This window comes from Methylobacterium terrae (assembly GCF_003173755.1).
Lineage (GTDB): Bacteria > Pseudomonadota > Alphaproteobacteria > Rhizobiales > Beijerinckiaceae > Methylobacterium > Methylobacterium terrae.
Genome location: NZ_CP029553.1, coordinates 1,690,062 through 1,701,183 on the forward strand (window position 1 = coordinate 1,690,062; position 11,122 = coordinate 1,701,183).

Sequence of the window (11,122 nt, forward strand, 5' to 3'; positions counted from 1 at the left end):
ATGACGGCGTCCGACACGCAGGCCATTCCGCAAGGGACAGGAGCCCCGCCCGATGGATTTCCACCGCCGCTTCACCGTGCTGATGTGCACGCCGGCCTTCGACCCGGACGACCTCGAGGGCGCGCGCGTCAACCAGATCGTGGCGGCGGTCGAGCACCGCGGCTTCGAGGTGGTGCGGGCGCGGCGGGTCGAGGACGCGGCGATCGCGGTGCAGACCGACGCGGCGGTCGGCTGCCTGGTGGTGGATTGGGGCAAGCGCGGCCTCGACGGCAAGGCGGCGGCGCTCATCGACATGATGCGCAAGCGCGGCCTCGAGATGCCGATCGTCATCATGGTCCGGCGCAAGCGGCTCGAGGACATCCCCGTCGAGCTCCTCGACTTCATCGACGGCTACATCTTCCTCGCCGAAGAAACCCCCGAGTTCATCGCGCGCGGCCTCGTCAGCAGGGTGACGCAATACGCCGAGACCCTGAAGACCCCGTTCTTCGGCGCGCTCGTCGACTACGCTGAGAAGGGCAACCAGCTCTGGACCTGCCCGGGCCACAACGGCGGCATCTTCTACAACCGCTCGCCGATCGGCCGCATCTTCGTCGAGCACCTAGGGGAAGCGATCTTTCGCGACGACCTCGACAACTCGGTCCTCGACCTCGGCGACCTCCTGACCCACGAAGGCCCCGCCCTCAAGGCGCAGAAGGAGGCCGCCCAGATCTTCGGGGCGGAGAAGACCTACTTCGTGCTCAACGGCACCTCGGCCTCGAACAAGATCGTGCTGTCCTCGCTCGTCGCCGAGGACGACCTGGTGCTGTTCGACCGCAACAACCACAAGGCGGCGCATCACGGCGCGCTGTTCCTCGGCGGCGGCATCCCGATCTTCCTCGAGACCGACCGCAACGCCTACGGGCTGATCGGCCCGATCTTCCACGAGGCCCTCGACGAGGACAAGATCCGCCGGAAGATCCGCGACAACCCGCTCGTCAGGGACCGCGAGGCGTGGCGCCGGGAGCGCCCGTTCCGCGTCGCGGTGATCGAGCAATGCACCTATGACGGCACGATCTACGACGCCCGCGAGATCGTCGCGAGGATCGGTCACCTCTGCGACTACATCCTGTTCGACGAGGCCTGGGCCGGCTTCATGAAGTTCCATCCCCTGTTCCAGGGCCGCTACGCCATGGGGCTGACCGGGCTCGACGAGACCTCGCCCGGCATCATCGCCACGCAATCGACCCACAAGCAGCTCGCGAGCTTCTCCCAGGCCTCGCAGATCCACACCAAGGACGGGCACATCCGCGGCCAGACCCGGCGGGTGGAGCACCGGCGCCTCAACGAGAGCTTCCTCGTCCACGCCTCGACCTCGCCGTTCTATCCCCTCTTCGCCTCCCTCGACGTCGGCGCCCAGATGATGAAGGGCCGCTCCGGCATGATCCTGTGGGACGACACGATCCGGCTGGGCATCGAGTGGCGCAAGAAGGTGCGGGCGATCCGCAAGGAGTTCGAGGAGAACGAGCGCGACCCCAAGCGCCGCTGGTTCTTCGATCCCTTCGTGCCCGACCTGGCGACGGGCGCGGGCGGCGCCGAGGTGCCGTGGGAGAGCCTGCCGACCGACGAGCTCGCCTCCGACCCGCGGCACTGGGAGCTCAAGCCGGGGGCCGGCTGGCACGGCTTCACCCACGTGGCGCCGGGCTACGCCATCACCGACCCGAACAAGCTCACGGTGCTCACCCCGGGCTTCGACCGGCGGACGGGCGAGTACACCGAGCACGGCGTGCCGGCCCCGATCGTCGCCCAGTACCTGCGCGAGAACCGCATCGTCCCGGAGAAGAACGACCTCAACTCGCTGCTCTTCCTGCTGACGCCCGGCGTCGAATCGTCGAAAGCCGGCACGCTGATCTCCGGCCTCGTCGCCTTCAAGCGCCTGCACGACGACAACGTGCTCTTGGAAGAGGCGATGCCGGAATTCGTCCGGCGCCGGCCGCAGCGCTACGGCGGCGTGCGCCTGCGCGACCTCTGCGCCGACTACCACACCTTCCACCGCCAGGCCGGCACCTCCGGCCTGCAGCGCAAGCAGTTCATGCCCGAGCACCTGCCCGAGATGGCGATGGCGCCGAAGGCCGCGGCGCAGATGCTGACGCGCAACAACGTCGACTTCGTCCCGATCGCCGAGGCCGAGGGGCGCATCGCCACGACCTTGATGCTGGTCTATCCCCCGGGCATCGGCACGGTGCTGCCGGGAGAGCGGCTCGACGAGCGGGCAAAGCCCATGCTCGACTACTTCAAGATGTTCGAGGCCGCCGCCAACCTCTTCCCGGGTTTCGAGGCCGAGATCCAGGGCGTCTACCGCCAGGTCGAGCCGGACGGGCGCATCCGCTTCTACACCTACGTGCTGCGGGAGGGACGGTGATGGATTCGGTCGCGGGCCAGCCCGGGATCGTGATCCGCCCGTCGACGGATGCGGACGTCTCGGCGATGATCGAGATCTACGAGCACCACATCCGCCACGGCGTCGGCGATACCGGCGACTTCGAGGAGGACCGTCTCCGGCCGGACGACCTCAAGCGCCGGCGCAAGAACATGCGCTCGAAGCGCCTGCCCCACCTCGTGGCCGAGCGCCACGGGATGGTGGCGGGCTACGCCTACGCGGTGCCGTTCCGCAAGCGCCCGGCCTACCGCTACACCCTCAAGCACTCGATCTACGTCCATGCCGGCCATCTGCACGCCGGCATCGGCCGGCGCCTGCTGCCGGCCCTGATCGAGGCCTGCGCGGCGGGCGGCTACCGCCAGATGATCGGCTACATCGACGCCGAGAACGAGGCGTCCTTGCGCCTGCACGAGGCCTGCGGCTTCGCGCGTGTCGGCCATCTACCGGGCGTGGCCTACCGCCACGGCCGCTGGGGCGACAGCGTGATGGTGCAGTGTCCGCTCGGCACGGGGGCGTCGGACCAGCCCTCGACCTGGCGGCAGGAGGCGGTGGTGCAGGAGACGCGGGCGCCGCTCCCGGCGACGTGAGGGGGGTGATCGGGTCGCGCTCGACGATCTTGCGATCACCTCATTGATCCCACCTACGACCTCAGGATGAGGTCGTAGGTCTGAATAATGTCTAGCGCCGCCGGATACATTGCCGCTCGGTCGATAAGGCTTCAACCCGGCACCACCGGTGTCTTCTTTACCGGCAGCCCGGCCAGCACCGACTCGTCGACGTTCAGATGCGCCCGCACCAGCGCGTGCGGGGTCAGCGCCATCCACTGGTTCAGCGACACGTCGGCGTAGGTCGGGCTGCGGAACAGCTCCAGGAAGCGGAGCGGCGTCGCACCGGTATTCTCGATGTAGTGGCCCATGGCGAAGGGCACGTAGCCGACGTCGCCGGCCTGGTAGTCGAAGGTGCGGGCCTTCGATTCCGAGCCGAACACCGTCATGCGGCCCTGCCCCGAGAGGTAGTACTGCCACTCGTCGCCGTTCGGGTGCCAGTGCAGCTCCCGCATTCCCCCGGGCTCGAGCTCGACGAGGGCCGCCGCGATGGTCTTCGAGGCCGGGAAGATCCGGGAATCGGTGATGCGGACGCTGCCGCTCTTCGTCCGCGTCGGCTCCTGCGCCAGCATCCGGTGGCTGAAGCTCTCGGGGATCGGGCCGGCGCCGCCGGTCCGGTCGCCGGCGAGCGGGCCCGGCATCGGCGCCGGGAAGATGTACTTCTCCGTGGAAGGCAGCCCGGCCAGAGCCGATTCGGGCACGCCGAAATTCTTCGCCAGCACGTCGCGCGGGGTATGGGCGAGCCAGTCGGTGATCAGGAAGGTCGAGTCTTCGGAGAAGTGCCCGTCGTCGAAGACCAGCAGGAACTCGCAGCCGTCGACGTCGCTCTCCAAACCCTGGATCGAGTGGGGAATGCCGGACGGGAAGTACCAGAGGTCGCCCTCGCCGACGTCGTCGACGAAGGTGCGGCCGTCCTGGTCGACCGCGGTGATGCGGGCGCGGCCCTTCAGCATGTAGGACCACTCGGCTTCCTTGTGCCAGTGCATCTCGCGGGCGACGCCGGCCTTGAGGCGCATGTTGACGCCCGCCATCGCGGTCGAGATCGGCAATTCGCGCGTGGTGGTCTGGCGCGCCCAGCCGCCCTCCTCGAGCCGCATGTGGCTGTCGGTGAAGGACCATTTCAGGTTCGGCATCGTGCCGTGGTCGGTCTTCGGCGGGCGCGTGGTGAACGGCTCCTCGGCCTGGCGCGCCGGGTTGGTCGGGCCGAGGATGTCGGCGCCGTCCTTGCCGCGGATGGGCGTCGATCCGGAGGGTGCGGGCGCCTGCGCGCCGGCGGTGCTGCTGACGAGGCCGGCCGCCGCGGCGGCCAGCGTGTGACGGCGGGAGATGAGGGTCACGGGCAGGCCTCGACCTTGGTGACGGCAAGGTCTCACGACCCCGCCTGGCGCCCGACAATGCCCCGCCCGACGGCCGGTTCCGTTCGGTCAGGGAAGCCGGAATCCGGGGTTTCGCCATCCGCGGCGACATCGACTGGACGAAACCGGCCTCGTCTTCGTGGCAGGCCATGCAGCGGCGCGACGACCCGACGAACATCGTGTCGGATCGCGGCGGCGCTCGCGAAAGGTTGATCGGCGCCGCGCGCCTGACACGGCATCGGACTCCCTCTAGGCTGCCGGCCGACGGGAGATCGGCGGAAAGCCGCGGGAGGATACGGATGGGCGAAGACCTGAAGGCCGCGGCCGACGCGATCCTGCGGCGCGGGGTGGCGCAGGCCCCCGGACTTCCCGGCATCGTCGCGATGGCGACCGACCGCGAGCGCACGCTCTATGCCGGCGCCGCCGGGCAGCGGAGCGGGGATGCGCCGATGACCACCGACACGGTCCTGGCGATCTTCTCCACCACCAAGGCGGTCACCGCCACCGCCGCGCTGCAACTCGCCGAGGAGGGTCTCATCGACCTCGACGCTCCGGCCGCCTCGTACGTGCCGGCCCTCGCCGAAATCCAGGTGCTCGAGGGCTTCGCCGAGGACGGCAGCCCCCGGCTTCGTCCGCCGGCGCGGCCGGTCACCACCCGGATGCTGCTGCTGCACACCGCCGGCTTCGGCTACGACATCTTCAACGAATCGTACGCCCGCCTGCTGCGCGAGAGCCGACGGCCGGGCGTGACCAGCGGCACCCGCGCCTCGCTGATGACCCCGCTGCTGTTCGATCCCGGGGAGTCGTGGGAGTACGGCAGCAACATCGACTGGGCCGGCCAGGTGGTCGAGGCGGTGACGGGCCGGCGCCTCGGGACGGTGATGCGGGAGCGGATCTTCGGGCCTCTCGGCATGGAGAGCACCGGCTTCTCGCTGACGCCCGCCCTGCGCACCCGCCTCGCCCGGATGCACCAGCGCAACGAGGACGGCACCCTCAAGGTCCTCGACGGCTTCGAGCTGCCGCAGGAGCCGGAGGTCGAGATGGGCGGCCACGGTCTCTACTCCACCGCCGAGGACTACCTGCGCTTCGTCCGGATGTGGCTCGACGACGGCGCCGGCCCGCACGGACCGGTGCTGCGGCCGGAGACCGTCGCGATGGCGGCGACCAACGGCCTCGGGCCCTCGCTCAGGATCCGCGCTCTCCCGGGGGTGAAGCGTCACCTCTCGCACGACGCCGAGTTCTTCCCCGGCATGCCGAAATCCTGGGGCCTGAGCTTCATGATCAACGACGAGGACGCCCCGACCGGGCGCTCGGCCGGCTCGCTCGCCTGGGCGGGCTTGGCCAACCTGTATTTCTGGATCGACCGGACCAGGGGAGTCGGCGGGTTCTGGGGGACGCAGCTCTTTCCGTTCGCCGACCCGGCTTCAATGGAGAATTTTCTGGAGTTCGAGACGGCTTTGTATCGCAGCCTGGGCTGAGTTCCGCAGGATTCCCTGTTGTTCCACCTGCGACGTCATCCTGAGGCGCCGAAGCGAAGCGGAGGCCTCGAAGGGGCTCACGCCCCGATGAACACCCCGGCGATGGCCGCACTCGTCAGGTTCGACAGCGTCCCGGCGAGGATCGCCCGCAGGCCGTAGGCCGCCACCTCCGAACGGCGCTCGGGCACGAGGCTGCCGAAGCTCGCGAGCTGGATCGCGATCGACGCCAGGTTGGCGAAGCCGCACAGGGCAAAGCACAGGATCGCGGTGGTGCGGGCCCCGAGCTCGCCGCTCTTCAGCACCGGCGAGAGGTTGGCGTAGGCCAGGAACTCGTTGAAGGCGAGCTTCTGGCCGATGGCGCCGCCCACCAGCGTCGCCTGGTCCCACGGCACGCCGAGAAGCCAGGCGAGCGGCGCCAGGGCGAGGCCGAGGGCACCCTCGATCGAGGCGCCGGGCGCGCCCACGAGGCCGCCGGCATGGGCCACGATCCCGTCGACGAGGGCGATCAGCCCCACGAAGGCGATCAGCATCGCGCCGACCGCCACCGCCACGGCGAGGCCCTTCTGGGTGCCGTCGGCGGCGGCCTCGATCACGTTGACCGCCCGGGTCTCGCCGAACGTGACCCGCATCGTCGTGACCCGGCTCGGCTCGGTCGAGGGCACCAGGATCTTGGCGTAGAGGAGCCCGCCGGGGATCGCCATGAACGAGGCGGCGAGGAGATACGGCATCGGCACGCCGAGCGCGGCGTAGCCGGCGAGGATCGAGCCGGCGGTGGAGGCCGCCCCGCTCGTCATCACGGCGAACAGCTCGGCCCCGGTCAGCAGCGCCAGGAACGGACGGAGCGCCACCGCGATCTCGCTCTGGCCGATGAAGATGGTGATGACCGCCGAGAACGTCTCGATCCGCGAGGTCCCGAGCACCCGCTGCAACGCCGCCCCTAAGCCCCGGGCGAGCGCCTGCATCACGCCGACGTGGTACAGGACCGCGATCAGCGCCGAGACGTAGATGATCTGCGGCAGCACCCTGAGTGCCAGCACGAAGCCGCCGCCGCCGAACAACTCGAACATCTTCGGCTCGACGAGGCCGCCGAACAGGAACGCCACGCCCTTGTCGCCGTAGGACAGGACCGCCTGCACCGCGTCGGCGACGGCGCTCAGGGCCGCGCGGCCCGCCGGCCAGAACAGCACCAGGGCGCCGAGCCCGATCTGGACGGCGAGCGCCGACAGGACCACCCGCGGCCGGATCGCCCGGCGGTTGGTCGAGAACAGGACCGCGACCGCGATCAGCACCGCGATGCTGGCACTGGCGTGGAGCAGGCGGTCCGGCATCACGTTCTCCCCGATCGGCGGGCCTTCCCCATCGGCAGGTCCCAGCAAGCCTGATGCCGCATCGTTCAGTGTCGGTTCAAGCGCGACGGTTCGTGATGGGGCCCGCCATCGTGATGCCCGGATGAGCGGCGATCCGGTGCGGAACCGGGGCGCGCGACCCCGGTCGTCAGCCACGGGAGGGCACCGCCATGCCGCCGCTCCGACACGTCATCCTTGCTCTCGCGGCGCTGGCCGGCCTCGTCGCGACCGCCCTCCCCGCAGCGGCGGCCCCGGCCGAACGGCGGATCGCCCTCGTGGTCGGCAACGGCGCCTACGCGGCCGGGCCGATCCCGACCGCCGCCAACGATGCCGGCCTCGTCGCCCAGACGCTCCAGGCGGCGGGGTTCGACGTCGTCGGCGCCCGCGACCTCGACGAGGACGCGCTGCGCCGGTCCCTGCGCGACTTCACCGACAAGGCCGCGGCGGCGGGGCCGGACGCGGTGGCCTTCGTCTACCTCGCCGGCTACGGGTTGCAGCTCGAGAACGAGGCCTATTTCGCGCCGGTCGATGCCCGGATCGAGACCGCCTCCGACGTGCCGCTCCGGGCGCTCAGGGTCTCGGACTACGTCAAGCGCCTCGCCGCCCTGCCGCTCAAGGCCCGGTTCGTGGTGCTCGACGCCGCCCGGGCCGCGCCGTTCCGCTTAGCGGGCGATCCGCTGGCCGGCGGCCTGCCGCTCGTCGAGGCCGATCCCGGCAGCCTGATCGCGTACAATGCCGCGCCCGGCACCGTCGGCCCGGCCGAGACCGGGCCCTACGGCGCCTACGCGCTCGCCCTCGTCGAGATGATCCGCGAGGGGGGACTGGCGCCCGCCGCCCTGTTCGAGCGGGTGCGCCTGCGGGTGGCCGAGGTGACCCGCGGGGGCGAGGTGCCGTGGAGCGGCTCGCGCATCGAGGCGCCGTTCGTGTTCCTGGAGCGGGAGGCCGGCGCGCCGTCGCTCGCCGGCTTCGCGCCGCCGGCAAAGCCGCTCGGCGAGATCGGGGCGCGGGAGGCCTACGCCGCCTGCCTCGGCCGCGACACCCTGCCGGCCTACGAGGAGTTCGTCGCCGCCTATCCCCGCGACCCGCTGGCCAAGCGCGTGCGGGCGATCATCGCGGCCCGGCGCGAGGCCCTGACCTGGCGGCGCAGCGCCCTCGCCGATTCGCCCGAGGCCTACTGGTCCTACCTCGCCCGCTATCCCCGCGGGCCGCATGCCTGGGATGCCCGCCGGCGCCTCACGGCGCTCGCCGCCGCCTTCGCGCCGCCGCCGGGTTACCGGATGCTCGCCTACGACGTTCCGCCGCCCCCGCCCGAGGAGGCGATCTACGTCGAGCGGCCGGCGCTCTTCCTCGACGACCCGGCCTACGCCCTGCCGCCGCCGCCCGTCGCCTTCCTGCCGCCGCGGCCGACCGTGCTGGTGGAGCTCGCCCCGCCCCCGCCGCCGGCCGAGACCTACGTGCTGCCGGTGCCGATCTACGTCCCGGTCCCGACCTACGTGGTGGCGCCGCCGGCCGTGGTGCCGCCGCCGAACCCGGCGCTGTTCCAGAACCTGCACGTCACCACCGTCACGGTCCCGCGCGAGCACGGTCCCGAGCCGGCACGGCCGGGGACGGCGCGCCTCGGGGCGCCGGTCGTCGGCGCCGTCGCGGGGGCGGCGCTCGGCGCTGCCGCGGCGCGCGTCGCCCTGCCGCCGGCCCTCGCCCGGAGGACCGCCCCGCGCCCGGATCCGCAGGGCGCGCCGGGCCAGATCCCGCGCCCGAACGGCCCGGCGAGCCCTGATCCCGGCGCCGCCCTGCGGCCGAGCCTGCCCGGGCAGATCCCGTCCCAGGCGCCGGGCGGGCCGCGCCCGAACCCCGCACAAGCGCTGCCCGGCGCAGGCGGCACCCCGCTGCCGGCGGTCGCCGGACGCCCCGGCATGCCCCGACCCGCCGGGCTCGGCCAGATCCCGCCGGTTGCCGCGCGACCCGCGGGGCCGCCCGCGGCCGCGGGCCGACCGGTGACGCAGGGGGCCGCCGCCGCCCACCCGCCGCAAGGATCGGTCTCGGGCGGGCCGCAGCCCCAAGGACTGCAGCCCCAAGGACTCCAGCCCCAAGGCGTGCGGCCCCCCCTCACCCCGTCGCGCCCCGTGCAGCCGCCGCGGATGGTCGCCCCCGCGCAGGCGCCGCGACCGGCGATGCCGCCTTCCACTCCGGCACCCCGCCTGGCCACGCCCGCCCGCGCGCCTCGGCCGGATGACGGGTTGCAGCGGATGCGGATGGAGCAGGCCGTGCGCCAGCAGGCGGTGCAGCGGCAGCAGGCCCTGCAGGCGCAGCAGGCTCAGGGCCGCCAGCGCTTCGAGGCGCAGCAGATGATGCAGCGCCAGCAGCAGCAGATGCAGGACGCGATGCGGCGCCAGCAGGCGCAGGCGATGCGCCAGCCGCAGATGATGGCGCCGCGGCCCCAGCCGATGCCGCCGCACCCGCCGCAAGGCGCGCCGCGCCCGGCCCCCCACGCGCCGCCGGGCCATGGTTGCGGCCATCCGGGCGGGCCGCCGTGCCGGTAGGAGGGGATCCGTCGATCACGCGACGGAACTGAAACCTCACCGTCATTCCCAGGTTCTCGCCTGCGGCGAGCCCCCGGATGACGGTGAGGGTTGCAGCCGCGTCGGGACGACCGCGCAGGATCGCGGCTCGTCGAAACGAGACGGGGCGCGGCCCCTCCCCCATCCGGAGGAAGCGCCGCGCCCCGTTGTCGTCCGAGACGGCGAGAAGCCCTCAGTCGATGTCCTCGACCGCGTCGGCCCCGCCATAGACCCGATGCGCCAGCGACGCCTCGATCAGGTCGTCGATGTCGCCGTCGAGGACGTCGTCGGGGCTGGTCGAGGTGGCGCCGGTGCGCAGGTCCTTCACCAGCTGGTAGGGCTGGAGCACGTAGGAGCGGATCTGGTGGCCCCAGCCGATGTCGGTCTTCGAGGCCGCCTCGGCGTTGGCCTTCTCCTCGCGCTTCTTCAGCTCGAGCTCGTAGAGGCGGGCGCGCAGCATGTTCCAGGCGGTGGCCCGGTTCTTGTGCTGCGAGCGCTCCTGCTGGCAGGCCACCACGATCCCGGTCGGGTTGTGGGTGATGCGCACCGCCGAATCGGTGGTGTTGACGTGCTGGCCGCCCGCGCCCGACGACCGGTAGGTGTCGATCCGGCAATCCGATTCCTTGATCTCGATCGTGATCCGGTCGTCGATGACCGGATAGACCCAGACGCTGGCGAAGCTGGTGTGCCGCCGGGCGTTGGAATCGTAGGGAGAGATCCGCACCAGGCGGTGGACGCCCGATTCGGTCTTCAGCCAGCCATAGGCGTTGTGGCCCTTGATCAGGAGCGTGGCGCCCTTGATCCCGGCCTCCTCGCCGTCCGACCACTCGACGATGTCGACCTTGTACTTCCGGCGCTCGGCCCAGCGGGCGTACATGCGCTGGAGCATGTTGGCCCAGTCCTGGCTCTCGGTGCCGCCGGCGCCGGCATGGACCTCGAGATAGGTGTCGTTGCCGTCGGCCTCGCCCGAGAGCAGGGTCTCGATCTGGCGGCGCGCGGCCTCGACCTGCACGGCGCGGATCTGCTCCTCGCCCTCGCGGATGCTCGCGGCGTCGCTCTCCATCTCGCCGAGCTCGATCAGCGTCGCGCCGTCCTCCAGCCCCTGCTCCAGGCGCCGGATCGCCGTCGCGGCGTCGTCGAGCTGGGTGCGCTCGCGCATGACCTTCTGGGCCTCCTCCGGATCGTTCCAGAGCGAGGGATCCTCGGAGCGGGCGTTCAGCTCCGCGAGGCGCTTGTCAACGGTATCCCAGTCAAAGATGCCTCCTCAGCAGTCCGATCGACTGCTTGGCGGCATCCGAGAGTTGCTCGATCTCGGCGCGCATCTGGTGTGGGTTCACTCGCGTGAGGTGGGGTGCAGGGTGATA

The 11,122-nt window shown here is 71.5% G+C and carries 7 protein-coding genes; 4 read left to right on the forward strand and 3 right to left on the reverse strand.

What is annotated here, in order from left to right:
- Window positions 1-52: 52 nt before the first annotated feature.
- Together DK419_RS07610 and DK419_RS07615 are read left to right on the forward strand one after the other, a co-directional pair.
- A complete protein-coding gene (locus DK419_RS07610; RefSeq protein ID WP_109958549.1) occupies window positions 53-2,398 on the forward strand; it encodes an Orn/Lys/Arg family decarboxylase in 2,346 nt (781 codons plus the stop codon).
- A complete protein-coding gene (locus DK419_RS07615) occupies window positions 2,398-3,003 on the forward strand; it encodes a GNAT family N-acetyltransferase (protein WP_109958550.1) in 606 nt (201 codons plus the stop codon). The genes DK419_RS07610 and DK419_RS07615 overlap by 1 nt, the downstream gene beginning before the upstream one ends.
- Window positions 3,004-3,134: 131 nt before the next feature.
- Here the strand turns inward: DK419_RS07615 and DK419_RS07620 are convergent, their stop codons facing one another.
- Entirely contained in the window at window positions 3,135-4,358 is a 1,224-nt protein-coding gene (locus DK419_RS07620; RefSeq protein WP_109958551.1) for an oxalate decarboxylase family bicupin, read from the reverse strand.
- A 317-nt stretch (window positions 4,359-4,675) separates the two neighbouring features.
- On the opposite strand from DK419_RS07620, the gene acmB reads away from it, so the two are divergent.
- Window positions 4,676-5,854 carry a methyl acetate hydrolase AcmB gene (gene acmB, locus DK419_RS07625; RefSeq protein ID WP_109958552.1) on the forward strand — a complete coding sequence of 393 codons (1,179 nt, stop codon included), beginning with the start codon at window positions 4,676-4,678 and terminating at the stop codon, window positions 5,852-5,854.
- A 77-nt stretch (window positions 5,855-5,931) separates the two neighbouring features.
- Here acmB and DK419_RS07630 read toward each other — a convergent pair whose 3' ends face one another.
- Complete coding sequence (locus tag DK419_RS07630) at window positions 5,932-7,182, reverse strand: NupC/NupG family nucleoside CNT transporter (RefSeq protein WP_109958553.1); 1,251 nt, start codon at window positions 7,180-7,182, stop codon at window positions 5,932-5,934.
- 188 nt (window positions 7,183-7,370) lie between these two features.
- Here DK419_RS07630 and DK419_RS07635 point away from each other — a divergent pair, with 188 nt between their 5' ends.
- Window positions 7,371-9,740, forward strand: coding sequence for a caspase family protein (locus DK419_RS07635; RefSeq protein WP_109958554.1), 2,370 nt, complete (start codon window positions 7,371-7,373; stop codon window positions 9,738-9,740).
- 211 nt (window positions 9,741-9,951) lie between these two features.
- Here the strand turns inward: DK419_RS07635 and prfB are convergent.
- A protein-coding gene (gene prfB / locus DK419_RS07640; RefSeq protein WP_109958555.1) for a peptide chain release factor 2 occupies window positions 9,952-11,080 on the reverse strand; the annotation gives its coding sequence in 2 pieces (ribosomal slippage) (window positions 9,952-11,010 and window positions 11,012-11,080; 1,128 coding nt in all).
- Window positions 11,081-11,122 lie beyond the last annotated feature (42 nt).

Bases quoted from the DNA above. Each gene is read 5' to 3' on its own strand.
- DK419_RS07610 (WP_109958549.1), top strand. From the start codon at position 53: ATGGATTTCCACCGCCGCTTCACCGTGCTGATGTGCACGCCGGCCTTC.
- DK419_RS07615 (WP_109958550.1), top strand. From the start codon at position 2,398: ATGGATTCGGTCGCGGGCCAGCCCGGGATCGTGATCCGCCCGTCGACG.
- acmB (WP_109958552.1), top strand. From the start codon at position 4,676: ATGGGCGAAGACCTGAAGGCCGCGGCCGACGCGATCCTGCGGCGCGGG.
- DK419_RS07630 (WP_109958553.1), bottom strand. From the start codon at position 7,182: ATGCCGGACCGCCTGCTCCACGCCAGTGCCAGCATCGCGGTGCTGATC.
- DK419_RS07635 (WP_109958554.1), top strand. From the start codon at position 7,371: ATGCCGCCGCTCCGACACGTCATCCTTGCTCTCGCGGCGCTGGCCGGC.